The organism is Bordetella saccharivorans, assembly GCF_045862855.1.
Classification (GTDB): Bacteria; Pseudomonadota; Gammaproteobacteria; order Burkholderiales; family Burkholderiaceae_B; genus Bordetella_A; species Bordetella_A petrii_F.
Genome location: NZ_BAAFZO010000001.1, coordinates 505,462 through 530,335, shown reverse-complemented (window position 1 = coordinate 530,335; position 24,874 = coordinate 505,462). Strand labels below are relative to the sequence as shown.

Here is a 24,874-nt window from a genome sequence, read left to right as displayed (position 1 = left end):
CCCTGCAGCAATTCACTTGCCCGGCACGCCGCTTGCCGGCATTCGCCGGCCTGAAGGCCGCAACCGGGAGTGCATATGCGAAACCGTTCTATCCGCGCATCGGGCCCCTGCCTGCTGTGCGCGCTGCTGGCGGCCGGGCCTGTCCAGGCGCGCGGCGACGGCGAACGCCGCCAGGCGCCCGACCCGACCTCGACCCGCCAGACGCCTTCCTTACAAGACGGGAAGCAAAAAATGCAGGAACGCGGGCGCGACCCGCGGCAGCCCGGCGCGCAGGAGCCGTCCGGCGCGCGGCGTCCGCCGGCGTCCGGCGACCATGACGCGGCCGGCGGCACCGACACGCGCGATTCGCAGGGCCAGCCGGGCAGCACCACCGGCTCGACCGGCCACGGCGGCATGCCGGGCTCGGGCGCCTCGTCGGGCTCGGGCGGGACGCCCGACCTGCGCTAGGGCCGGTTCACTCTCCTGGGCCGGCAGGCCTCAGGACCATTGCAGGATGCGGGTGACGGTTTCCAGCAGGGCCGTCATCGGCACGGGCTTGCTGAGGTGGGTGGAAAAACCCGCCCGCATGGCCCGCTCGACGTCGTCCTTGCTGCTGTGGCCGGTCAGGGCGATGGCGGGCGTGTCGGGCAGCCGCTCGCGCACGGCGCGCAGCAGTTGGTAGCCGTCGATGCCGGGCATGGCGATGTCGCTGATGATGAGGTCGAACTCGGCGTCGTCCAGCGCCGCCAGGGCGGCGGCGCCATTGTTGTAGGCCTGGACCACGGCGCCCTCCATTTCCAGCAGGGCCTGGAAGGTCTCGAGCACTTCGTCGGAGTCATCCACCACCAGGATGCGCACCTTGGCCAGTTGCCCCGGGCCGGCGGACGCGCCGCCCGTCTCGGCGTCCGGCGGCGCCGCGGCGCCGGCCAGCCACACCGTGAACAGCGCGCCGCGGCCCGCGCCTTCGGAGGCGGCCTCGATGCGGCCGCCATGGGCCAGCACCAGTTGGTGCACGATCGCCAGGCCGATGCCCAGCCCGTCGCGGCGCTGGCCATGCAAGCGCGGCTGGCCCTGCGTGAACATATCGAAGATTTTCGGCAGGAAGTCGGGGTCGATGCCGTCGCCGGTGTCGCGGACGTCGAGCCGCGCCATCGCGCCGTCGCGGCACAGGCCGACCGCGACCGTGCCGCCGGAGGGCGTGAACTTGATGCCGTTGTTGACCAGGTTCCAGACGATCTGTTCGATGCGCACCGGGTCGGCATCGATGTTCAGCGGCTGCGACGCATCGTACAGCGGCCGCAGCGTCACGCCGACATCGGCGGCCAGGGGCGCCAGCACGTCGACGATGCTCTGCACCGTGGCCGTGAGGTTGATCACGCTGCGGTTGAGCTTGAGCTTGCCGGTGCGCACGCGCGACAGGTCGAGCAAGTCCTCGATGATGCGCGCCTGGCTCTTGACCGAGCGCTGGATCGCCTCGGCCGCCCGCCGCGCCGGCCGGCTGGCGCTGACTTCCGGGATGCGCAACAGCAGTTCCGTGTTGAGCTGCACCAGGTTCAGCGGGTGCTTCAGCTCGTGCGACATGACGGCGAAGAACGCGTCTTTCTGGACATTGTCGGCGCGCGTGCGCTCCAGCGTGGTTTCCCGTTCATGTTCGCGCCGCTTCTGCTCGGTGATGTCGCGCGTGATCTTGGCGTAGCCGCGGAAGGTGGAGTCTTCCATGGGGCTGACGCCACCGGTGCAGAAGATGCGCGTGCCGTCCTTGCGGCGATGCCAGCGCTCGTCGGGCGCGTAGCCGCTGCGGCGCGCGCGTTCCATTTCCTGCGCGGGGGCGCCCGCCTCGATGTCTTCCTGCGTGAAGATGATGGCGATCGACTGGCCGATGGCCTCGGCCTCGGTATAGCCGAACATCAGTTCGGCGCCGTAGCTCCAGGTCACGATGGTGCCGTCGGGGCCGATCGTCATGATGGCGAAGTCCTTGGCGCTTTCGGCCACCAGCTTCATGTGCGCTTCGCCCAGGCGCATGAGCTCCTCGGCCTTGCGGCGGTCGGTGATGTCGATGAAGGTCAGCACCGCGCCCTCGATGCGGTGTTCCGAGCTGCGGTAAGGCAGCAGGCGCGCCAGGTACCAGCGGCCGTCGGCGCTGCAGACCTCGCGCTCGATGGGGCGCAACGACTCGAACACGCCGGCCGCGTCGCGCGCCAGGTCGGCGTAATCGAGCCGGTGGGTGATATCCAGCAGCGAACGGCCGGCATCGCTGGCGATGACGCTGAAGATGTCGGCCGCGCGCGGCGTGAACCATTTGATCCGCATGCTGCGGTCGACGAACACGGTGGCAATGTCGGTCGAGGCGATCAGGTTCTGCAGGTCGTCGTTGATCTTGGCGGTTTCCTCGACCTTGGATTTCAGTTCCGCATTGACCGTGATCAGTTCTTCATTGACCGACTGCAGCTCTTCCTTGCCGGTCTCGAGTTCCTCGGTAGCGGAGCGCAGCTCTTCGTTGATCGCCTGCAACTCTTCGTTCGAGGCTTTCAGTTCCTCGGTGGAGGTCTCGGACTGCTCCATGGTGAGCTGTAGCTGTTCCTTGGTCTGGCGCAGTTCGGCTTCGATCTGGGCCAGCACGCTCTGTTCCAGGTGCGAGCCCCGTATCGCGCTGTTTTCGTCCAGCACGTCCTCGACTTCGTCGAAGATCACCAGCACGAAGTCGCCGCCGGTTTCCGCGTCGCTGAATGGCCGCACCACGATGTTCACGTAGACGCGCCGCTCGCCCATGGTGAGCGCGACGCGCCGCGCCTCGATGCTCTTGCGGGAATGCAGCGCCTGGAACAGCGCGGTGCGCAGCTCCATGCGCAACTCGGGATGCACCAGCGAGGCCAGGCTGCGCGAGGGCTCGCCGCCCACATGGCGCAGGTAGCGGCCGGCGCGTTCGGACATGTGGACGATGTTGCCTTCGAGGTCGACGACGACGCTGGGCGGCGCGTATTGCTCCAGCGCGCGCCGATGCAGGTCGGCGAACGAGGGTTTGCCGCGCCGGCCGGTTTCGGCGTCGGCCGGCGCCGGCTGGGCCTTGTCGAACGGCGCGGCCGCGTGCATGCGGATGGCGCGCGGGATCGAGGCGGCGTCCCTGGCCTGGTACAGGCAATTGCGCTTGTCCACCACCTTGAACAGGTTCTCGCAGGCATCAGCCGATTCGGAGCTGCCCAGGAACAGGTAGCCGCCCGGGTTCAGCGCGAAATGGAACATGCGCAGCACGTCGGCCTGCACTTCGCGGTCGAGATAGATGAGCAGGTTGCGGCAGGTGACCAGGTCGAGCTTGGAGAAAGGCGGATCGTGCAGGATGTTGTGCGGCGCGAACAAGACCTTTTCGCGTATCTCTTTCTTGACCCGGTAACTGGCGTCTTCCCTGGTGAAGTAGCTATGCAGCCGCGCGGCGGATACGTCGGTCTCGATGGCCTGCGGATACAGCCCCGCGCGGCCGGCGGCCAGGGCGTGGGCGTCGATATCGGTGGCGAATACCTGGATCTTGGCCGGGGCGGCCAGCCGCTCGGCCTCGTCGCTGAGCAGCATCGCCAGCGAGTAGGCTTCTTCGCCGGTGGAGCAGCCGGCCACCCAGGCCCGTACCGTGGCGGCGCGTTCGCCGCGCGGCCCGCGGTTGAACAGGGCGGGCACGACCAGGTGCTCGAGCGCCTGGAAAGCGTCGCGGTCGCGGAAGAACTGCGTCACGCCGATCAGCATGTCGCTCAGTAGTTTGGGCGTTTCGTCGACGGTTTCGCGCAACATGGCCGCATACGCCGCCATGTCGGGCACCCCGGTGACCTGCATGCGCCGCTCGATGCGGCGCAGCACCGTGGCCCGCTTGTAATGCCGGAAGTCGTGGCCGGTGCGGGCGCGCAGCAGGCCCAGGATATCGTGCAGGGCGTTGCGGTCGGCCGGCGTTTCGTCGACCGGGGCGTCGGCGCGCGGATGGACTTCCTGGTCGATGGGGGCGGGAATGTGGATGCGCGCCAGGTTTTCCGCGAATTCCAGCAGGCGGGCCGGGATATCGGCCACCGGCAGGACGATGTCGACCATGCCGGTGGCGATGGCGCTGCGCGGCATGGTGTCGTGCGCCGCGTCCTCGGGCTGCTGGGCGAAGGTGACCCCGCCCTGTTCCTTGATGCGGGCAATGCCGATCGATCCGTCGGCGCCGCCGCCGGTGAGCACGATGCCGATGGCGCGCGACTGGTGCACATCGGCCAGGGTGCGGAAGAATACGTCGATGGCGATGTGCTGGCCGGGCGGGCGGGGGGTGCGGGTCAGCCGCAGGTAGCCGTCGTTCATCGACAGGCTGACGCCCGGCGGGATCACATAGACATGGTTGCGCTGCACCGGCACGCTGCGCGTGACCGCCACCACCGGCATCGAGGTGGCCGACTGCAGGATGCGGTCGAGCATGCTTTCGTGGTGCGGCGACAGGTGCAGCACCACCACGAATGCCATGCCCGGCTCGGCCGGCATGTGCTGGAAGAAGGTCTTCAGCGCCTCGATGCCGCCCGCCGAGGCGCCGATACCGACCACCGGGAAGGGCAGGTCGCTGCGCAGCAGGTGCTTCTTGTTGACGGGTTTGGACGGCGTATCGGGCATGGAGGAGGCGGCGGTGCGCCGCTGCAGGGGTTTTCGCGATGATAGCGCGCTGGCGAGGGCGCGGCCGGCGCCTGATTCAGGCCATGCCGCTGCCGCGCATGATGGCCTCGAGCAACTGCGCTACGGCAAACAGCGCGGCGACGCCGCCGGCCCACAGGATGACCAGCCAGCCGAGCCGCCGGACCCAGAGCGGAGCGTGGCGCTTCATGTCAGTGATATCCCTCGCCGCGCCGCACCTTGCCGCGGAATACCCAGTAGGCCCAGCCGGTGTAGGTCAGCACCAGCGGGATGATGAGCAGCGCGCCGACCAGGGCGAAGCCCAGGCTTTGCGGCGGGCCGGCCGCCTGCCAGATGGTGATCGAAGGCGGTATGACGTACGGCCACAAGCTGATGCCCAGCCCGCTGTAGCCCAGGAAAACGAGCGCCAGGGTCAGCAGGAACGGCGCGGTCTGGGCGTGGGCGCGCAGCGCGGCCAGCAGCCGCCAGGCAACGGCGGCCACCAGCAGCGGCACCGGGGCGAACCAGAACAGGTTGGGCAGGCTGAACCAGCGTGCGGCGATGGCCGGATGCGCCAGCGGCGTCCAGATGCTGATGAGCGTGATGACCGCGAGCAGCGCCCAGACCAGGCGGCCGGCCATGCTGCGCAGTTGCTGCTGCAAGGCGCCCTCGGTCTTCATCACCAGCCAGGTGGCGCCCAGCAGCGCGTAGGCGACCGCCAGCCCCAGGCCGGTGAATACCGGGAAGGGCGCCAGCCAGGCGAACGGCGCGCCGACATAGCGTTCATTGATGACCGGCAGTCCGTTCAGGAAAGCGCCCAGGGTGATGCCCTGGAACAGGGTGGCCACCAGCGAGCCCCCGGCGAAGGCGTGGTCCCACAGACGCAAGCGGCCAGGCCGCGCCTTGAAGCGGAATTCGAAGGCCACGCCGCGAAAGATCAGGCCCACCAGCATCAGCGTCAGCGGCAGGTACAACGCGCTGAGCACCACGGAATACGCCAGCGGGAAGGCCGCGAGCAGGCCCGCGCCGCCCAGCACCAGCCAGGTCTCGTTGCCGTCCCACACCGGCGCGACGGTGTTCATCATGACATCGCGGTCGGCCTTGTCCGGAAAGAGCGGAAAGAGCAGGCCGATGCCGAGGTCGAAGCCGTCCATGACCACGTACATCATCACGCCGAACAGGATGATGATGGCCCACAGGAGCGGCAGGTCAATGCCCATGGGGCGCCTCCCCGTCGGCGGCCGAGAGCGGCCGCATCGGCTGGCGCGGCTCGCCGGCGCCGCCCGGCCCGGGATCGCCGCCGGCCTGTTGCGGGCCCGCGGCCAGCAGCCGCAGTCCGTAGGCGGTGCCCGCGCCGAATACGGCCAGGTAGACCAGCACGAACAGCGCCAGCGTGAAGCCGACCTCGCCCGCGTCGTGCGGCGAGACCGCATCGGCGGTGCGCTGCAGTCCATAGACAACCCAGGGCTGGCGGCCGATCTCGGTGGTGTACCAGCCCGCCAGGATGGCGGCCAGCCCGGCCGGCGCCATGGCTGCCGCGCAGCGCAGGAAGGCCCGCGCGCGGTACAGCCGCGAGCCGCGCCGCAGCCAGGCGCCCCACAGCGCCAGGGCGATCATCAGCAGGCCCAGGCCCACCATGATGCGGAAGGTCCAGAACACGATGGTCGAATTGGGGCGGTCCTCGGGCGGGAACGATTTCAGCGCCGGGATCTGGCCGTCCCAACTGTGCGTCAGGATCAGGCTGCCCAGGCGCGGGACCTCGACTTTGTAGCGGGTCGTCTCGGCCTGCATATCGGGCCAGCCGAACAGGATCAGCGGCACGCCGGAGCCGGGCGGCGTCGGTTCCCAATGGCCTTCCATGGCCGCCAGCTTGGCCGGCTGGTGCCGCAGGGTATTGAGACCGTGCAGGTCGCCCAGCAGCGCCTGCAGCGGCGCGCTGGCCAGCAGCATCCACATGGCCATCGACAGCATGGTGCGCACCGCCGGCGCATCGCGGCCCTTGAGCAGGTGCCAGGCGGCGGTGCCGCCCACCATCAGGGCGGTGGCCAGGTAGGCCGCCACGACCATGTGGCTGAGGCGATAGGGGAACGAAGGATTGAAGATGACCGCCAGCCAGTCCACCGGCACGACGCGGCCGTCGATGATCTCGTGGCCCTGCGGCGTCTGCATCCAGCTGTTCGAGGCGAGGATCCAGGTGGCCGAGATCAGGGTGCCCAGCGCCACCACGCAGGTCGACAGGAAATGCAGGCCGGGCCCGACCCGCTTCAACCCGAACAGCATCACGCCCAGGAAGCCGGCCTCCAGGAAGAAGGCGGTCAGCACTTCGTAGGCCAGCAGGGGGCCGGTGATGCTGCCGGCAAAGCGCGAGAAGCCGCTCCAGTTGGTGCCGAACTGGTAGGCCATGACGATGCCGGAGACCACGCCCATGGCGAAGGCCACCGCGAACGGCTTGAGCCAGAATTGGTAGAGCGTCAGGTAGACCGGGCGCCCGCTGCGCAGCCACAGCGCTTCCAGCACGACGAGATAGCTCGCCAGGCCGATCGTCAGCGCCGGAAAGATGATGTGGAAGGAAATCGTGAACCCGAACTGGATCCGGGCAAGCAGCAGCGCGTCCATGTCCCTCCGGGGCCGGGCGGCCGTGCGGACGTTGTCGATGGCGCGTCGGTCAGCAATTCTTGTGCCGGCTTCGGTCGGGCCGGGCCGCGCGGCTCATGATGCCGACCGCCGCCAGCACGCATGCCGTACCGGCCAACTGGCCGGGCGCGATCGTCTCGCCCAGCACGGCCGCGGCCAGCAGCAGCGCCGCGACGGGCGCCACCGCGGTGAACAGCGAAGCCTCGGCTCCGCTGACGCGCTCGGCGCCGGCGTACCACAGCAGGAAGCCCGCCACGGTCGGCACCACGGCGTAATAGGCCACCGCCGCCAGCGCGCCGGGCGCCGGCGCGGCCGGCGTCTCGAACAGGGCCGCCGCCGCGGCCACCGCCAGCCCGAGGGCTGTCATCAAGGTCGATTGCGCCAGCGGCCGCACCGGCTGGCGCAAGCGCTTGTTCAGCAGGATGAACAGGCTTTCGCAGACGATGGCGCCGAAGATCAGCGCATTGCCCAGCAGCGACTGCCGGCCGGTTCCGGCGCCGCCGTGCGCGGCGATGAAGAACACGCCGGCCGCGGCCAGGGCGATGGCGGCCAGCATGGCCGGCCGCGGCCGTTCGCCCAGCACCAGGATGGCGATGGCGGTCGACACGACCGGCAGGGTGCCGATGATGACGCCGGCATCGGCCGCCGAAGTGTGGCGCAAGCCCAGTATGAGCAGCGCCGTGTAGCCGACGCTGCCGGCGCCGGCCTGGATGGCCAGGATCGTCCAGTCGCGCGCGCCTGGCCGCGGCCAGGCGGTGCCGGTGGCGCGCATCAGGACCAGGAACAGCGGCAGCGCCAGGGCGAACCGCAGCGCTGTCGCGGTGAACGGCGGCAGGCCGGCGGCGATGAGCTTGCTGGCCACCACCGTGCTGCCCACCGTGATCATGGCCAGCGTCAGATAAAGATAGCCCCGCGTGCGCCTGGTCATGCCCGCATCCCTTCAATGATGGAAGGCGCAGCTTAGGGCGCGCGCGGCCCGTGCGTCTTGAACGCGATTGCAGGGCGTCAGCGGTCGCGCGCGTAGCTGCCCGGCGTGATGCCGTACTGGCGCACGAAGACGCGGGTCATGTGGCTCTGGTCGGCGAAACCGCTGGCCGCCGCGGCCTCGGACAGGGCCGCGCCGCCGGCGATCAGGCGCCGCGCCAGGCCGATGCGGCGCTGCAGCTGGTAGGCGTGCGGCGTCAGGCCGGTGCTGCGCGCGAAGGCGCGCAGCACCTGGAAGCGGCTCAGGCCGCTGGCGTGGGCCAGGTCGGCCAGCGACAGCGCGGCGGCGGGGTCGTCGTCGATCAGCGCGCGGGCCTGCGCTATGGCGGCGGACGGCGTGCCGCGCTGGCTTGCCGGGCGCAGTTCCAGCGTGCGCGCCAGCAGCGCCAGCAACAGCGATTCGGCCGCCGGGGTGCGCGCGCCCTGGCAGGGCGCGGTGGCGGCGGCATACAGGCGCCGGAAGTCGTCGGCCACGGCCCGGCTGCGTATCACGGGTTGGCCGAATTCACGCCAGCCGGCCGGGCCGGCGTCGATGTCCGCGACCGCCCCGGCCACCACGCCGGGGTCGAGGTACAGGATCGCCCAGCGCCGGCCCGCATCGCCGATCGGCGCGCCGTCGTGCACTTCGCCGGGATTGACCGTGATGATATCGCCCGGGCCGGCCTCTACCGGCCCGCGTCCGCTGTGCGATTTCTGCGCGCCGCGCGCGATCAGGCCGATGCCGAAATGTTCGTGGGCGTGGCGCGCGAAGGCGTGCCGCGTGTCGGCCTCGATGGCCTCGACGCCCGCGAGGGCGCAGGGCCGCCGCGCGAACTCGCCGCGTGCCATGCGCCTACCCGCGCGCGCCGCCGTACGCGCCCAGGCGATCCACGGTGGCGGCCAGCTCGGCCTGCAGCTCGCGCATCAGCTCGGCCGCCGGCAGCCCGCGCGACAGCGCCGCGGCCTGGCCGGCCCACTGCGCGGCGAAATCGGCGCTGCCGCGCGCCTTGGCGGCCGCATGCAGGGCCTTGCCGGCGTCGTAGGTATAGGGGTAGCCCGGCGTGGCGGGGCAGTCCGGCGCTTCGCCCAGGGCCGTCAGCCGGTTGGCGATGCCGCGCGCCAGCCGGCCTGAAATGGCGCGGGTCTGTACTGTCGAGATGGCGCCCGGGGCGAGCAGGGCCTCCCGGTAGCGCGCATCGGCCGACGATTCCGGGCAGGCCACGAAGGCGGTGCCCAGTTGCGCGGCCTGCGCGCCCAGTGCCAGCACGGCGGCGATGCCGGCGCCGTCCATGATGCCGCCGGCGGCGATCACCGGCAGCTCCTGGCGCGCCGCCAGCAGGCGCGTCAGGGCCAGCGTGCCCAGGTGCTCGTCGTGGCCGTCCGGCTGGAAAATGCCGCGGTGGCCGCCGGCCTCGTCGCCCTGGGCGATGACGGCATCCAGCCCGGCGGCGGCGATCCGGGCCGCCTCGTCCAGGCTGGTGGCGCTGGCCATCAGGTAGATGCCCGCCTCGCGCAGCGCCGCGATGCGGTCGGCGCCGGGCAGGCCGAAATGGAAGCTGACCACCGCGGGCCGTTCGGCCAGCAGCACCTCCAGCATGGCGTCGTCGGCCACGAAACTGGTGTAGATCTCGCGCAGGCTGGCCGGCGGCTGCGCACCGAATTCGGCAAAACTGGGCGCCAGGTATTCCAGCCAGCGCGCCTGCAAGGCCGGATCGGCGGGATCGGGCGCATGGCAGAACAGGTTCACGCCGAATGGACGGTCGGTAAGCGCGCGCGTCTGGGCGATGGCCTGCCGCGCGCCGGCCGCGTCGGTGGCGCCCAGCCCGAGCGAGCCCAGCCCGCCGGCATTCGAGACGGCCGCGGCCAGCGCGGGTGTGCTGACGCCCGCCATGGGCGCCTGGACGATGGGAGTGGACAGGCCCAGGCGCTGGACAAAACCGGGCACGGCGGCGGAAGAAACGGACGGCATGAGGATTCCTGTTCGGGCAAGGGATTTGCAAGCAACGGTACTTGAATGTGTACCGGATGCAAAGTGCGCCCCGGGGAGGACGTACGTATCGAAACAATCCTGCAATTTACGCCGTCGGCCGGCCCGGCTACCATGCCGGGCTGTCCAGCATCCCCCAACCCAGGCGTGTGGATACGGGAGCGCAGATGCGCAACGCATTCGGCAAACTCAGGACCCGGCTTGCGACCGGCATTGGATCGACGGTGGCGGTTTGTACGGCGGCGCTCTATACCTTGCTGAGCGGCGGCCCGCCGCCGGCTGTCGCGCAATACCAGGCTGGCAGCCCGATCGAGGCGGGGCAGTGGCAGGTGGTGCCGCAGCGCGCCTGGATCAGCCGGGAGCAGAAAATCCATGGCGTGCGGCTGCGCGACGGCGAGCAGGCGCTGGTGCTCGAAGCCGATCTCAACAACCGCACCAGTGCCTCGACCCGCGACTATGGCGAGCTGCTGCGCCTGCATCCGCTGCCCGGCGTAACGCTGGAAAAACCCGAGGTGGCGCTGGTGCGCGACGCGAGGGTGCTGCCGCTGCTGCATCCGGGCCTGGGCGAGCGGGTCGTCTACGTCTGGAAGCTGCCGGGCTCGGCCGCGCCGCCGGCCAGGCTGGAACTGGACGTGATCGCCAAGACTTTCAAGCCGGTCGACAACCTGTACGGCACGCCGGGCTGGTTCAATCCGAAGGTGGTCGGCCAGGTGTCGCTGCCGCTGCAAGCGCCGGCCGACGCCGGCGGCGCGGGGCAGGCCTCGTGACGCGCCGCCTGGCCACGCTGGCCCTGGTCCTTGCCGCCGCCGCGGTGCTGTTCGCCATGCAGCACAGCACGCCGCGCTACGAGGACCTGACCGGGCCCATCCCCGTCGCCGGCGGCATGCGCGAGACCGTGCGTGCGCGCACTTTCGACATCGAGGTCGAGCGCGTCGAATTCGCGCGCAGACTGCAGTACCACAACAGCCTGGGGGGCGCGACGCTGCGCGAGACCTCCGGCCTCTGGGCAGTCGTGACAGCCCGGCTGGCCGCCCGCGCGGAGTCGGTCAGCGTCACGCGCGCCTTCTGGCAGGGCCCGACGGGGATCCGCTATGAACTGTCCGACCGCGTCAGCCTGGTGCCGGACCTGCCCCCCGTCGATGTCGATCCCGGCCTGCCGCGGCGCGGCCGCTTCGTCTTCGAGATCCGCCCCGACCAGGTCGGCGACGCCACGCTGCTGGTGTCGCAGGGCCCGTTCCCGCTGCTGGACTCCCAGGCGCGGATCGCGCTGGACAGCCTGCCGCTGGGCGCCGATGGCGCGCTGGCGATCCAGGATCTGCTCGACATGAACCCGCCCCGCGGAGCCAAGCCATGAGCGATATCCCGGCCGGACCCGACGTCCCGGTAGCCGGCCCGGCGGCCGGGCTGGCTACCGAACGGCGCTGGCGGCGGCGTTGCATGGTGCTGTTGGTGGTCCTGTTGCCGCTGACGGCCGGCGTGGTGGCGTATGGCTCGATCCAGCAGTGGTGGAAGGGGCGCGACCTGTTTGCCCGCGAGGTCGCCGATGGCGAGGCGGTCGAGTACGGCGGCGCCCGTTGGCAATTGCATGCCCTGCGCATGGCGCCGCTGCCCGGCGACGGCCGCATCCCGGACAACGCCATGGGCGTGGTCGCGGACTTCAAAGTGGAGGTCCTGGACGCCGACCTGCCGCACAAGTGGCGTGGTTGCGGCATCTTGCTGCAGGACGGCGCGGGGCGCCGATGGGATGGCTCCGACGTGCTGCGCCTGCGCCTGCCACGCTCGGAGGCGCGCAACTGTGTCGGCACCATGTACGCGGGGGCCAAGGTCGGCGACACGGTGCGGGTGCGCGAGGCGTTCCTGGTGCCGCGCGAGGCCGCCGCCGGGGTGCGCGTGGTCGTGACGCTGGACCCGCAGCGGCCGTATTACCTGCGCTTTGCCCGGCCGCCCCAGCAGGTGGCGCCCTAAGGCCGGTTCACGCCAAAAGGACCAGCCCCGCGCACTCGCCTCAGGCCGGCTGCCGCGGGGATGGCGCCGGCCCGGGCGGCGGGGCAGCGGACGCCGTGCGCCGCGTGGGCATCGAGAATGCGGTCTCCAGGATCGCGGCCAGGAAACAGATGCGCAGCGGCTCGATCAGCAGGCCGGTGGACGAATCGCGGAACGGGCTGCCCAGCAGCAGGGTCAGTCCTTGCGCCAGGACCTGCCAGCTGTCCAGGTCGTGCGCGCCGATCAGGCGGGTGGCGCCGATCCATAGCCAGGCGCTGCCCCAGTCGATCAGCCGGTAGCCGATGATGAGCGTCACCAGCAGCAGCACGCCGGAGTTCAGGGTCAGCCGGATGCCGTTGGCCACAGGCAGGTAGCGCGAACGGTAGCCGCCGACGAAATGCATCACGAAGTCGCGCAGGAATTTCGGAATCGCCTGGTAGCGCTGGCCGAAGCGCTCGATGCGGTGGTGGATGCGCAGCAGCTCGCTGTCGTCGCGCACATCGTAGCCGTACACCAGCGCGGCCATGACCAGCCACACCACCGGCAGCAGCGCGTAGAAGAACAGCTTGACCAGCAGCGTGCCGGGCGCGTCCGGCAGCGCATCGACCGGCACCATGGCCGCGGCCGCGGCATGGGCGTCGGCCAGCGGCGTGGCCAGCGCATTCAGCATCGAGCGCAGCACGTGCCAGATTTGCAGGTTAGAGAACCAGGTCCACAGGTCGCCCTTCCAGCGGCTGATGACATACAGGCCGATCAGGATCCAGTTCGTCTCGCAGATGACCACCACCACCTGCCAGGCCGGGCGGCCGGTGGCCTCGCGCATCCGCTTGGCCACCTTGCGCACCAGCCAGGAGATGCCCACGGAAACCAGCAGCCAGCGCGAATCCAGCACGTCGAGAATCATGCCGTGCGTGCCCAGCGGGTCCAGGCTGTACGCCAGGCGCGAGTACTGCCGCACGGTATCGCCCAGGAAGCCCCAGGCGGCGTAATAGGCGAAGAAGGGCAGCAGCGCGATCGTGACCGCCGAGACCAGGCGGTTGGAGGGCTGCTCGGCATCCGTTTTGCCCCTCGCCGCCGCCTGGGCGGCGGCGAGGGCCGGCATGCCGGGCAACAGGACCTGGAACATCAGCACCGTGACGATCAGGTGGGCCAGCGCCACCAGGGTCAGCACCGCCAGCCCGGCCAGGTGGTTGGCGAAGCCGGCATGCACCGCCGCCCACAGCAGGATGTCATTGGCCAGGACGCCGGCCAGCACCAGGCACATCAACTGCGGCCAGAAGCGCAGCCACAGGCGAAACGTCAATGCGAACGGCGCGGCGATCGACCCTGCTGGCATCCCGGTTCCCCTCCGTTGGAACCGGGCGATCTTAGCAAGCGCGGCGCGTGCGGCGTTGTATCTTTTTCCTTCGGGATGTCAGCGCGCGGGGCGCGGTCGGCCCGCGCGGGCGTACATCCAGAAGTCGCGCGGTTCGCCGCGCACCAGGCGATAGCCGGCCAGCAGGCCTTCGGCGCGGAAGCCCGCGCGCTCGAGGACGCGCCGCGACGCGAGATTGGTGTCCAGCACCGTGGCCTGCACGCGCTGCAGGCCCAGCGAATCCAGGGCCCACGCTGTCACGGCGGCGCAGGCGCGCGAAGCGATGCCGCGGTTCCACAGTTCGGGCGCCAGGTCGTAGGCTATCTCGGCGCGCCGGTGCGGGACCGATATTTCATTGAAGCCGATCGTGCCGCGCAATCGGTCGGACGCCGTGTCGGCGATCGCCAGCCGCACCGGCCCGGTTTCCCGGCCCGCCAGGCAGGCGGCGATCAGCTGTTCCAGGTCGGCCAGGCCGTCCAGGCGCCAACTGGTATGGCGCGTAACCGCGGCGTCGCGCAGGTAGGCGTACCAGTCGGACGCATCCTGTGGGCGCAGGGCGCGCAATGCCAGGCCGTCGGTGCCGATGGGGGGCAGGGCGCCGGCGCCCAGGAAGGGTCGCAGTTGCATGGCGGGCTCAGCGATGCACCAGGATGTTCACCAGCTTGCCGAACGGGTCCCGCACATAGAAGCGCCGCACGCCCCAGGGCTCGTCGACCGGGCCGTATTCGATGGGAAAGCCGCCGGCGCGCAGGCGCCGCAGCGCCTCGTCCAGGTCGTCCACCTCGATCGACAGGTCGGGCACCGGCGTGTCCGAGCCGCCCTGCGTGGCGACGCTGAGCTGCACGGTCGCCTGGCGGTCCGTGCCGTAGGTGGCGAGCCAGCCGTGGTCCATCAGGACTTCCAAGCCCAGGGCCTCCTGGTAGAAGCGCCGGGCCGCGGCGATGTCGAGGGCCGGGATATTGGCGACGATGCGCTTGACTTGCATGGCGGCTCCGGATGGCGCCCGCCCGGACTGGGCCGGCGCGCTGTCATGGCGGTGAATGAATCTACCTGGATTATTGCCAATATTGACGACTTTTGACGCAGGTTGTACGTTAAGTGCACTTTGCAGTCCGGCGATCGTCATGAAGGAATCCCTTTTATGGCATTCATCCCGCGCAAGCCTCCCAGGCCTCCTCCAGGGCGCACGAGCGTGCCGTAGCACCGCTTAACGCCTCCAGGAGCTGCTCGTGAGCTATTTCGTCGATCGCCTCAAATATTTCAGCCGCGTCCGCGAACCTTTCGCCGATGGCCACGGCAGCACGGTCAAGGAAGACCGCCAGTGGGAGCAGGCCTATCGCGACCGCTGGCAGCACGACAAGATCGTGCGCTCGACCCACGGCGTCAACTGCACGGGCTCCTGTTCGTGGAAGATCTACGTCAAGGGCGGCATCGTCACCTGGGAAACCCAGCAGACCGACTACCCGCGCACGCGCGCCGGCATGCCCAACCACGAGCCGCGCGGCTGTTCGCGCGGCGCGTCGTATTCCTGGTACTTGTACAGCGCCAACCGGATCAAGTATCCGATGCTGCGCGGCCGGCTGGCGCGCCTGTGGCGCGAGGCGCGCAAGACCATGGCGCCATTGGCGGCCTGGGAACACATCTGCGCCACGCCGGAGCTGGCCGACAGCTACAAGCGCGTGCGCGGCATGGGCGGCTTCGTGCGCGCCACCTGGGACGAAGTCAATGAGCTGGTGGCCGCCGCCAACGTGTACACCATCAAGCGCTACGGCCCGGACCGCGTGGTCGGGTTCTCGCCGATCCCGGCCATGTCGATGGTGTCGTTCTCGGCCGGCAGCCGCTACTTGTCGCTGCTGGGCGGCACCATCCTGAGCTTCTATGACTGGTACTGCGACCTGCCGCCTTCCAGCCCGCAGACCTGGGGCGAGCAGACCGACGTGGCGGAGTCGGCCGACTGGTACAACTCCAGCTTCATCATCATGTGGGGCTCGAACGTGCCGCAGACGCGCACGCCCGATGCGCACTTCATGGTGGAGGCGCGCTACCGCGGCGCCAAGATCGTGTCGATCTTCCCGGACTACGCCGAGGGCGCGAAATTCGGCGATGTGTGGCTGCATCCCAAGCAGGGCACCGACGCCGCGCTGGCGCTGGCGATGGGCCATGTGATCCTCAAGGAATTCCATCTCGAAGGCCGCAGCGAGTATTTCCGCGAGTACTGCCGGCAGTATTCCGACATGCCGTTCCTGGTGCGCCTGGTGCGCCAGGGCGACCGCTATGTGCCGGAGCGCATGCTGCGCGCCGCCGATTTCCCCGGGGCCCTGGGGCAAAGCAACAACCCGGAATGGAAGCCCGTCGCCTGTCATGACGCCACCGGCGAGGTGACGGTGCCGGCCGGCTCGATCGGGTTCCGCTGGGGCCAGCAGGAAGGCGGCGACCTGGGCAAGTGGAATCTCGACGCCAGGGACGCCGACGGCAACCCGCTGACCCTGCGCCTGTCGCTGGTGGGGGCGCACGATGCCGTCGTGCCCGTGGCGTTCCCGTATTTCGGCGAACGCCAGCATGATTATTTCCAGGGCACCGACCACCCCGAGGTGCTCGAGCGCAACATGGCGGCGCGCCGCCTGCAGACGACCGAGGGCGAGGTGCTGGCGGTCACCGTGTACGACCTGCTGATGGCCAACTACGGGCTGGACCGCGGGCTCGGCGGCGCCAACGTGGCGGCCTCGTACGACGACGACGTGCCCTACACCCCGGCCTGGCAGGAGCGCATTACCGGGGTCAAGCGCGACGACGTCATCACCGTGGCGCGGCAGTTCGCGCAGAATGCCGACAAGACGCGCGGCAAGTCGATGGTGATCCTGGGCGCCGGGTTGAACCACTGGTATCACATGGACATGGCCTACCGGGGCATCATCAACCTGGTGGTCATGTGCGGCTGTGTGGGGCAGTCGGGCGGCGGCTGGTGCCACTACGTGGGCCAGGAAAAGCTGCGGCCCCAGACGGGCTGGACCACGCTGGCGTTCGGGCTGGACTGGTGCCGTCCGCCACGCCACATGAACGGCACGTCGTTCTTCTATGCGCACACCGACCAATGGCGCTACGAGAAACTGAAGGTGTCCGAGATCCTTTCGCCGCTGGCCGACCCCGCGGCGTTCCAGGGCTCGCTGATCGATTTCAATGTGCGCGCCGAGCGCATGGGCTGGCTGCCGTCGGCGCCGCAATTGCAGACCAACCCGTTGCAGGTGGTGCGCGACGCCCGCCAGGCCGGACAGGAGCCGGCCGCCTACGCCGTGCAGGCCTTGCGCGACGGCCGGCTGAAGCTGGCCTGCGAAGACCCGGATCATCCCGACAACTACCCGCGCAACATGTTCGTGTGGCGCTCCAACCTGCTGGGCTCGTCGGGCAAGGGCCATGAATATTTCCTGAAGCACCTGCTGGGCACCGAACACGGCGTGCAGGGCAAGGACCTGGGCCAGGACGGCCAGGAAAAGCCCCACGAGGTCGCCTGGCGCGACGAGGCGCCGCGCGGCAAGCTCGACCTGCTGGTGACGCTGGATTTCCGCATGTCCACCACTGGCATTTATTCCGACGTGGTGCTGCCCACCGCCACCTGGTACGAGAAGAACGACCTGAACACCTCGGACATGCACCCGTTCATCCACCCGCTGTCGGCGGCGGTGGACCCGGTATGGGAATCGCGCAGCGACTGGGAAATCTACAAGGGCATCGCCCGGGCCTTCTCGGCCATCGCCGAGACCGAACTGCCCGCCGCGCAGGACCTGGTGCTGACGCCCCTGCAGCACGACAGCCCGGCCGAACTGGGCGATCCGTTCGGGGTGCGCGACTGGAAGCGCGGCGAGGCGGAGATGATCCCCGGCAAGACCATGCCGTCGCTGGCGGTGGTCGAACGCAATTATCCCGGCCTCTACAAGCAGTTCACCTCGCTGGGCCCGCTGACCCGCAAGCTGGGCGTGGGCGGCAAGGGCATCAATTGGCCCGCGGGCGAGGAGTGCGACCTGCTGGGCCAGCTCAATTACCAGGTGGCCGAGGAGGGCGTCAGCCAGGGGCTGCCGCGCCTGGACACCGATATCGACGCCGCCGAGACCATCCTGGCCCTGGCGCCCGAGACCAACGGCGAGGTGGCGGTCAAGGCCTGGCAGGCGTTGTCGGCCTTCACGGGGCGCGACCACACGCACCTGGCCATCCCGCGCGAGCACGAGAAGATCCGCTACCGCGACCTGCAGGCCCAGCCGCGCAAGATCATCTCGTCGCCGACCTGGTCGGGGCTGGAGTCCGACCATGTCAGCTACAACGCCGGCTATACCAATGTGCACGAGCTGATCCCGTGGCGCACGCTGACCGGCCGCCAGCAGCTCTACCAGGACCACGCCTGGATGCGCGCGTTCGGCGAGGCGCTGTGCGTGTACCGGCCGCCGGTCGACACCAAGTCGATCGGTCCCATGCTGGAGGAGCGTTTCGGCAACGGCAACCCGCATGTGGTGCTGAACTTCATCACGCCGCACCAGAAGTGGGGCATCCACTCCACCTACACCGACAACCTGATCATGCTGACCCTGTCGCGCGGCGGGCCGATCTTGTGGATCTCTGAGAAGGACGCGGCCAAGGCGGGCATCGTCGACAACGACTGGATCGAGGCCTACAACGTCAACGGCGCGCTGGTGGCGCGCGTGGTGGTGAGCCAGCGCGTGCCGGAAGGCATGACGCTGATGTACCACGCGCAGGAAAAGATCGTGAACGTGCCGGGCTCCGAGATCACAGGCGCGCGCGGCGGCATCCACAATTCCGTGACGCGCGCCGTGCTCAAGCCCACCCACATGATCGGCGGCTATGCCCAGCTGTCGTACGGGTTGAATTACTACGGCACGGTGGGCTCGAATCGCGACGAGTTCGTGATCGTGCGCAAGATGAACCGGATCGACTGGCTGGAACAGCCGCGCAGCGCGCAGTCCAACCAGGCCCATGCCTGAGCAGCGGAGACGACAATGAAAGTACGCGCGCAAATCGCCATGGTGCTGAACCTGGACAAGTGCATTGGCTGCCATACCTGTTCGGTCACCTGCAAGAACGTCTGGACCTCGCGCGGCGGCATGGAATACGCCTGGTTCAACAACGTCGAGACCAAGCCGGGCATCGGCTATCCCAAGGACTGGGAGAACCAGAAGCGCTGGAACGGCGGCTGGAAGCGCACCGCCGCCGGCCGCATCGAGCCGCGCCAGGGCGGCAAGCTGCGGCTGCTGGCCAACATCTTCGCCAACCCCAACCTGCCCGAGATCGACGACTACTACGAGCCATTCACTTTCGATTACGAGCACCTGCACAATGCGCCCGAGCTGCAGGCCGCGCCCACCGCTCGGCCGCGCTCGCTGATCACCGGCCGGCGCATGGAGAAGATCGAGTGGGGCCCCAACTGGGAGGAGATCCTGGGCGGCGAGTTCGCCAAGCGTTCGCAGGACTACAACTTCGAGGACGTGCAGAAGGACATCTACGGACAGTTCGAGAATACCTTCATGATGTACCTGCCGCGCCTGTGCGAGCACTGCCTGAACCCGAGCTGCGTGGCGAGCTGTCCGTCCGGCTCGGTCTACAAGCGCGAGGAAGACGGCATCGTGCTGATCGACCAGGACAAGTGCCGCGGCTGGCGCATGTGCGTGTCGGGCTGTCCCTACAAGAAGATCTACTACAACTGGCAGAGCGGCAAGGCCGAGAAATGCATTTTCTGTTATCCACGCATCGAGGCCGGGCAGCCGACCGTCTGTTCGGAAACCTGCGTGGGGCGCATCCGCTACCTGGGCGTGCTGCTGTATGACGCCGACCGCATCGAGCGCGCCGCCTCGGTCGAGGACGAGAAGGCGCTGTACGAGGCGCAGCTGGAGGTCTTCCTGGACCCTGAAGACCCCGCGGTGATCGCGCAGGCGCTGGCCGACGGCGTGCCGCAGGCCTGGCTGGACGCGGCGCGCTACTCGCCCACCTACAAGATGGCGGTGGAATGGCGCATCGCCTTTCCCCTGCATCCGGAATACCGGACGCTGCCGATGGTGTGGTATGTGCCGCCGCTGTCGCCGATCCAGGCGGCGGCCAACAGCGGCCATATCGGCGCGTTCGGCGAGATTCCCGACGTGAAGTCGCTGCGCATTCCGCTGCGCTACCTGGCCAACATGCTGACCGCCGGCGACGAGGCGCCGGTGGCGCTGGCGCTGGAGCGCCTGCTGGCCATGCGCGCCTTCATGCGGGCCCGCACGGTGGATGGCGAGGAGCGCGCCGATATCCTGCGCCAGGTGGGATTGAGCACCGCGCAGGTCGAGGACATGTACCGCTACCTGGCGATCGCCAACTACGAAGACCGCTTCGTGATTCCCACCTCGCACCGCGAGTACGCCGAGAATGCCTTCGACATGCGCGGCGGCTGCGGTTTCTCGTTCGGCAACGGCTGTTCGGGCGGGGTGTCGCAGGGCAGCCTGTTCGGCAGCAAGCCGCGCGGCGATGCCCAGCAGGTGGTGTTCATGGAAGTGCAGCGCGACAAGGTGGCGGGGTAGCACGGCCATGACCATGCCCGCGACCCCCGTCTATGCAGTGCTGTCGGCACTGCTGGCATACCCGGACGCCGAGCTGTTGGCGGCGCTGCCCGAGTTGCGCGCCGCGCTGGATCCGGCGCGGCGCGCCGAATTGGAGCCGGTCTTCGCCCTGCTGGAAGGCGGGGGCGACCTGATCGACCTGCAGGAGCAATACGTCGCCACGTTCGACCGGCGGCCGGCCCATTCTCTGCACCTGTTCGAGCACATCCACGGCGAGTCGCGCGACCGCGGCCAGGCCATGGTGGACCTGCGCGAGGAATACCTGCGCCACGGGCTGGTGCTGGACAGCACCGAACTGCCCGACTACGTGCCGCTGTTCCTGGAGTTCCTGGCCCAGATTCCGCCGCCGGCGGCGGCCGCGCTGCTGGGCGACGCGATCCACGTGCTGGCCCGCCTCGGCGGCAAGCTCGCCGAGGCGGGCAGCCCGTACGCGGCGGTGTTCACGGTGCTGCGCGGCCTGACGGATACGGTGCCGCAGCCGCTGCCCGAGCCGCCGGAGGGCGAGATGGAAGAAACCATGGTGACGTTCGGCCCCGAGGCCGACGGCACCGAACCGGCGCTGCGGGCCCGTACCCAGACCGCCCAACCCGTGCATTTCTACGAAACCGCCCCCCGGCGGGCGCATGCCGCGCTCGGGCCCGCACAAGGAGATCGACATGGCTGATCATGTGCACTACTTCTTCTTTGGCCTGTATCCGTACATTGCCCTGGCGGTGTTCCTGTTCGGCAGCCTGGCACGCTTCGAGCGCGAGCAATACACCTGGAAAAGCGACTCCAGCCAACTGCTCAAGCGTGGCATGCTGCGCTGGGGCAGCAATCTGTTCCACCTGGGCATCATCTCGCTGTTCTTTACGCACCTGGTCGGCCTGTTGACGCCGCCGGCGGTGTATCACGCCCTGGGCCTGTCCACGCACGCCAAACAGGCCATGGCGGTGATCGTCGGCGCCATACTGGGCATCGTGTGCCTGGCGGGCCTGCTGATCCTGATCTATCGCCGCCTCTCCGAGCCGCGCCTGGTCGCGACTTCGCGGTTTTCCGACTGGCTGACGCTGCTGTGGATCCTGGTCGTGCTGTCGCTGGGCCTGCTGTCGATCCTGACCTCGGCCAAGCACGAAGACGGTGCGCTGATGGTATTGCTGGGCGAATGGGCGCAGCGCATTGTCACCTTCCGGTCTGGCGCGGCCGACATCATGCAGGGCGTGCCATGGGTGTACCAGTGGCACATGGTGCTGGGCATGACGCTGTTCCTGATCTTCCCGTTCACGCGGCTGGTGCATGTATGGAGCGGTTTCGCGTCGCTGGGCTACCTGGGCCGGGCCTGGCAACTGGTGCGTTCGCGTTGAGGGCGCGCGCATGATCTCCGTCAACGGCGTCACCATCGACGATGCGCGGCTGCAGGCCGAACTGCCGCGCCACCAGGACGAGGCCGATCCCCTGCAGAGCGCCGGCCGCGAACTGGTCCTGCGCGAACTGCTGTTGCAGCGCGCCCGCGCGCTCGGCCTGGCCGGGCACGGCGAGGAAGCCGCGGTGCAAGCCGTGCTGGCGGCGGAGGTGCGCACCCCCGAGGCCGACGAGGCCGCCTGCCGGCGCTACTACGAGCAGCACCCGGCGCAGTTCCTGAGCGGCGCGCTGGTGGAGGTATGGCACATCCTGTTCCAGCTGACGCCGCGGGTGAATCCGCAACAGCTGCGCGCGCGGGCCGGCGAGATCCTGCAGCAGGTGCATGGCGCCGCGCCCGGGGCGTTCGCCGATTTCGCGCGGCAGTATTCCAACTGTCCCTCGGCGCAGGAGGGCGGCCGGCTGGGCGACATCAGCCGCGGCGCCACCGTGCCCGAGTTCGAGCAGGCGGTGTTCGCCATGCCGGCGCATACGCTGCTGGACCGGCTGGTGCAGACCCGCCACGGCTTCCATATCGTGCGCAGCGGGCGCAAGGTCGAAGGCACGCCGATGGCCTTCGAGGACGTGCACGCGCGCATCGCCGGCTGGTTGAAGCAGGCCTCCGACCGGCGCGCCACGCACCAGTACCTGCAGTGGCTGGTGGGCCAGGCGCGCATCGAGGGCCTGGACATGCCCGGCGCCGATTCGCCCTTGCTGCAGTAACCCGGTTCGGCTTTTTTATTCACCAGGGAGAGCGCGATGAGCAACCGTCCCAGGGCTTATGCGGTCTTGTACAGCAGTACGTTCGCATTCATGGTGTGCTTCGTGGTGTGGATGATGTTCGGCGTGCTGGGCATCCGCATTCGCCAGGAGCTGGGCTTGAATGCGTTCCAGTTCGGCCTGCTGACCTCGACGCCGGTGCTGACCGGCGCGATTTTCCGCCTGCCGCTCGGCCTCTGGACCGACCGCTACGGCGGCCGCATCGTGATGACGGTGCTGCTGGTGGGCTGCGCGATACCCGTGTACTTGGTCAGCTACGCGCAGGCGCTGTGGCAGTTCCTGCTGATCGGCCTGTTCCTGGGCCTGGTGGGTGCGTCGTTCGCGGTCGGCACGCCGTATGTGTCGCGCTTTTTCTCGCCGGAGCGCAAGGGCTTCGCCATGGGTTTCTTCGGCGCCGGCACGGTGGGGGCGGCGGTCAACTTGTTCATCACGCCGATCCTGCTGGAAACCTACGGCTGGCGCATGGTGCCGAAGATCTACGCGGTGTCCCTGCTGGTAACGGCCGCGATCTTCTGGCTGGCCGCCGCGCCCGATCCCGGCGCCGGGCAGAGCGGCGGCAGGCTGGCGGACCAGTTCAAGGTATTGAAGAACCCGCGGGTGTGGCGCTATTGCCAGTACTACTCGATCACCTTCGGCGGCTTCACGGCGCTGTCGCTGTGGATCCCCCAGTACTTCCAGGCCGAGTACAACCTGACGCTGGTGGCCGCCTCGGCGCTGGCGGCCGGCTTCTCGCTGCCGGGGGCGGTGCTGCGCGCCGTGGGCGGCGGCCTGGCGGACCGCTTTGGCGCCCACAAGATGACTTGGTGGTGCTTGTGGGTCGCCTGGGTGTGCCTGTTCCTGCTGTCCTATCCCAACACCACCTTGACCGTGCAGACGCTGCACGGACCGGAGGCATTCCACATTTACCTGCCGATCTGGCTGTTCACGCTGCTGCTGTTCGTGCTGGGTGCGATGTTCGCCTTCGGCATGGCGTCCACCTTCAAGTACGTGGCCGACGATTTTCCCGAGAACATGGGGGTGGTGACCGGGATCGTGGGCCTGGCCGGCGGCGTGGGCGGGTTCCTCTTGCCGCTGATGTTCGGCGCGATGGCGGACCTGCTGCAGATCCGCTCCAGCTGCTTCATGCTGCTTTATGGCGTCGTATGGGTGTCGCTGATCGTGATGTACGTCGGCGAGGTCAGGAAGGTGGAGATCTCCGGCGAAGTGGCGCGGGAATCCTGAGCCCGGGCAGCCCTTGGCAGGTGTCTGACACCGCAAGGGTGTCAGACACCTCATCAAGCAAGAGATGCGGCGGCCTGGGGGGGGCCCAGGTGTCTGACACCGTGGGGGGGCGGACACCTCATCAAGCAAGAGATGCGGCAGCCTGGGGGGCCCAGGTGTCTGACATCGTGGGGGGGCGGACACCTCGTCAAGCAAGAGATGCGGCGGCCTGGAGCCCAGGTGTCTGACACCGCAAGGGTGTCAGACACCTCGGTAAGCAAGCGGCGCGGCAGCCCGGGGCCCGGTGTTGCGTGACAACCGGGCGCCGCGTCAGCCGCGCGCCGCCACTGCCCGCAGGTACTGCACCGGCCATTGCGTCGGCGCATCCAGTTCCGCCGCCGCCCGCAGGGGCCAATAGGGGTCCCGCAGCAGTTCGCGCGCCAGCAGCACCATATCCGCGCTGCCGTCGCGCAGGATCTGCTCGGCCTGCGCCGCCTGGGTGATCAGCCCCACCGCGGCGGTGGCCACCCCGGCTTCGCGCCGGATCCGCTCGGCCAGGGGCACCTGGTAGCCGGGCGCGGCCTCGCCCTGCGAGCCCGGCACGATCGACCCGCTGGAGCAATCCACCAGATCCACCCCCAGCGCCTTCATGCGGCGCGCCAGCTCTATCGACTGCGGCACATCCCAGCCGCCTTCGAGCCAGTCGGTGGCCGACAGCCGCACGAACAGCGGCAAATCTTGCGGCCATGCTTCGCGCACCGCGGCCGCCACGCGCAGCGGCGCCCGCACGCGCGCGTCGAACGAGCCGCCGTAGGCGTCCGTGCGGCGGTTGCTCAAGGGCGACAGGAACTGGTGCATCAGGTAGCCGTGGCCCATGTGCAGTTCGACCACCCGCATGCCGGCGGCGCGGCTGCGCTGCGCGGCCGCCGCGAAATCGTCGACCACCTGCGTGATGTCGGCCTCGGTCATTTCGGCCGGCAGGGGATAAACGTCATTGAAAGGCACGGGACTGGGCGCGCGCACCGGCCAGCCGCCGTGTTCCGGCGCCGCGGCCTGGCGGCCCTGCCAGGGCACTTGCGTGGAACCCTTGCGACCGGCGTGGGCCAGCTGGATGGCGGGCGCCGCGCCCTGTTCGGCGATGAACTGCGCGATGGGCGCCAGCGCGGCCGCGTGTGCGTCGCTCCAGATGCCTAGGTCGGCGGGGCTGATGCGCCCTTCGGGCGACACGGCCGAGGCTTCCACCATGACCATGCCGGCGCCGCCCACCGCCCGGCTGCCCAGGTGCACCAGGTGCCAGTTGCTGGCCAGGCCGTCGCGGCAGGAGTACTGGCACATCGGCGCCACGCCGATGCGGTTCTTGAACGTCACGCTGCGCAGTTGCAGCGGGGTAAACAACAGGCTGGACAT

General features: G+C 69.2%; 21 protein-coding genes. 10 read left to right on the top strand and 11 right to left on the bottom strand.

All coding sequences use genetic code 11. The features are described from left to right. The first annotated feature begins 75 nt into the window (after positions 1–75). Entirely contained in the window at positions 76–447 is a 372-nt protein-coding gene (locus ACKTT0_RS02520; RefSeq protein WP_407847832.1) for a hypothetical protein, read from the top strand. A gap of 30 nt (positions 448–477) precedes the next feature. Here the strand turns inward: ACKTT0_RS02520 and ACKTT0_RS02515 are convergent, their stop codons facing one another. The 7 genes from ACKTT0_RS02515 to ACKTT0_RS02485 form a co-directional block, all read right to left on the bottom strand. Beyond that, entirely contained in the window at positions 478–4,599 is a 4,122-nt protein-coding gene (locus tag ACKTT0_RS02515; RefSeq protein WP_407847831.1) for a CheR family methyltransferase, read from the bottom strand. Positions 4,600–4,675: 76 nt separating this feature from the next. After that, entirely contained in the window at positions 4,676–4,807 is a 132-nt protein-coding gene (locus ACKTT0_RS02510; protein ID WP_407847829.1) for a DUF2474 domain-containing protein, read from the bottom strand. A 1-nt stretch (position 4,808) separates the two neighbouring features. Beyond that, on the bottom strand, positions 4,809–5,816 hold the full coding sequence (gene cydB / locus ACKTT0_RS02505; protein WP_407847827.1) for a cytochrome d ubiquinol oxidase subunit II: 1,008 nt from the start codon (positions 5,814–5,816) through the stop codon (positions 4,809–4,811). After that, positions 5,806–7,212, bottom strand: a complete 1,407-nt coding sequence (locus tag ACKTT0_RS02500; protein ID WP_407847825.1) for a cytochrome ubiquinol oxidase subunit I — start codon at positions 7,210–7,212, stop codon at positions 5,806–5,808. Before ACKTT0_RS02500 ends, cydB begins: the two co-directional genes overlap by 11 nt. 49 nt (positions 7,213–7,261) lie before the next feature. Beyond that, positions 7,262–8,158: a DMT family transporter gene (locus ACKTT0_RS02495; protein ID WP_407847824.1), complete on the bottom strand. Its 897-nt coding sequence runs from the start codon at positions 8,156–8,158 to the stop codon at positions 7,262–7,264. 77 nt (positions 8,159–8,235) lie between these two features. Further along, the gene (locus ACKTT0_RS02490; protein WP_407847822.1) at positions 8,236–9,042 is read right to left on the bottom strand and encodes an AraC family transcriptional regulator; all 807 of its coding nucleotides are present in this window, start codon (positions 9,040–9,042) and stop codon (positions 8,236–8,238) included. Between the two features lie 4 nt (positions 9,043–9,046). Continuing rightward, entirely contained in the window at positions 9,047–10,162 is a 1,116-nt protein-coding gene (locus ACKTT0_RS02485) for an NAD(P)H-dependent flavin oxidoreductase (protein ID WP_407847820.1), read from the bottom strand. Positions 10,163–10,347: 185 nt separating this feature from the next. On the opposite strand from ACKTT0_RS02485, the gene ACKTT0_RS02480 reads away from it, so the two are divergent. Genes ACKTT0_RS02480 through ACKTT0_RS02470 form a run of 3 tightly spaced genes read left to right on the top strand, consistent with a single transcriptional unit; the run spans position 10,348 to position 12,145 of the window. Next, a complete protein-coding gene (locus ACKTT0_RS02480) occupies positions 10,348–10,947 on the top strand; it encodes a hypothetical protein (RefSeq protein ID WP_407847818.1) in 600 nt (199 codons plus the stop codon). Further along, the gene (locus ACKTT0_RS02475) at positions 10,944–11,534 is read left to right on the top strand and encodes a hypothetical protein (RefSeq protein WP_407847817.1); all 591 of its coding nucleotides are present in this window, start codon (positions 10,944–10,946) and stop codon (positions 11,532–11,534) included. Before ACKTT0_RS02480 ends, ACKTT0_RS02475 begins: the two co-directional genes overlap by 4 nt. Beyond that, positions 11,531–12,145 (top strand): hypothetical protein, encoded by a 615-nt coding sequence (locus ACKTT0_RS02470; protein WP_407847815.1) that lies wholly within the window; start codon positions 11,531–11,533, stop codon positions 12,143–12,145. Before ACKTT0_RS02475 ends, ACKTT0_RS02470 begins: the two co-directional genes overlap by 4 nt. A gap of 40 nt (positions 12,146–12,185) precedes the next feature. Here ACKTT0_RS02470 and ACKTT0_RS02465 read toward each other — a convergent pair whose 3' ends face one another. The 3 genes from ACKTT0_RS02465 to ACKTT0_RS02455 all read right to left on the bottom strand — a co-directional run bounded on the left by ACKTT0_RS02465 (position 12,186) and on the right by ACKTT0_RS02455 (position 14,502). Then, positions 12,186–13,499, bottom strand: a complete 1,314-nt coding sequence (locus ACKTT0_RS02465) for a hypothetical protein (protein ID WP_407847813.1) — start codon at positions 13,497–13,499, stop codon at positions 12,186–12,188. Between the two features lie 78 nt (positions 13,500–13,577). Then, the gene (locus ACKTT0_RS02460) at positions 13,578–14,144 is read right to left on the bottom strand and encodes a GNAT family N-acetyltransferase (RefSeq protein WP_407847811.1); all 567 of its coding nucleotides are present in this window, start codon (positions 14,142–14,144) and stop codon (positions 13,578–13,580) included. Positions 14,145–14,151: 7 nt separating this feature from the next. Further along, positions 14,152–14,502, bottom strand: coding sequence for a VOC family protein (locus tag ACKTT0_RS02455; RefSeq protein ID WP_407847809.1), 351 nt, complete (start codon positions 14,500–14,502; stop codon positions 14,152–14,154). A 244-nt stretch (positions 14,503–14,746) separates the two neighbouring features. On the opposite strand from ACKTT0_RS02455, the gene ACKTT0_RS02450 reads away from it, so the two are divergent. From ACKTT0_RS02450 to ACKTT0_RS02425, 6 genes are read left to right on the top strand one after another with little or no spacing between them, the layout of a single operon-like run. Next, on the top strand, positions 14,747–18,505 hold the full coding sequence (locus ACKTT0_RS02450; protein ID WP_407847808.1) for a nitrate reductase subunit alpha: 3,759 nt from the start codon (positions 14,747–14,749) through the stop codon (positions 18,503–18,505). 15 nt (positions 18,506–18,520) lie between these two features. Further along, the gene (gene narH / locus ACKTT0_RS02445) at positions 18,521–20,071 is read left to right on the top strand and encodes a nitrate reductase subunit beta (protein WP_407847806.1); all 1,551 of its coding nucleotides are present in this window, start codon (positions 18,521–18,523) and stop codon (positions 20,069–20,071) included. Positions 20,072–20,084: 13 nt separating this feature from the next. Then, positions 20,085–20,774, top strand: coding sequence for a nitrate reductase molybdenum cofactor assembly chaperone (narJ, locus tag ACKTT0_RS02440; protein ID WP_407847804.1), 690 nt, complete (start codon positions 20,085–20,087; stop codon positions 20,772–20,774). Continuing rightward, positions 20,767–21,453: a respiratory nitrate reductase subunit gamma gene (gene narI / locus ACKTT0_RS02435; RefSeq protein ID WP_407847802.1), complete on the top strand. Its 687-nt coding sequence runs from the start codon at positions 20,767–20,769 to the stop codon at positions 21,451–21,453. The genes narJ and narI overlap by 8 nt, the downstream gene beginning before the upstream one ends. Positions 21,454–21,463: 10 nt before the next feature. Beyond that, positions 21,464–22,210 carry a peptidylprolyl isomerase gene (locus ACKTT0_RS02430; RefSeq protein ID WP_407847801.1) on the top strand — a complete coding sequence of 249 codons (747 nt, stop codon included), beginning with the start codon at positions 21,464–21,466 and terminating at the stop codon, positions 22,208–22,210. Between the two features lie 36 nt (positions 22,211–22,246). Beyond that, complete coding sequence (locus ACKTT0_RS02425) at positions 22,247–23,488, top strand: MFS transporter (RefSeq protein WP_407847799.1); 1,242 nt, start codon at positions 22,247–22,249, stop codon at positions 23,486–23,488. Between the two features lie 309 nt (positions 23,489–23,797). Here ACKTT0_RS02425 and ACKTT0_RS02420 read toward each other — a convergent pair whose 3' ends face one another. Then, on the bottom strand, positions 23,798–24,874 hold the full coding sequence (locus tag ACKTT0_RS02420) for an NADH:flavin oxidoreductase/NADH oxidase (protein WP_407847797.1): 1,077 nt from the start codon (positions 24,872–24,874) through the stop codon (positions 23,798–23,800).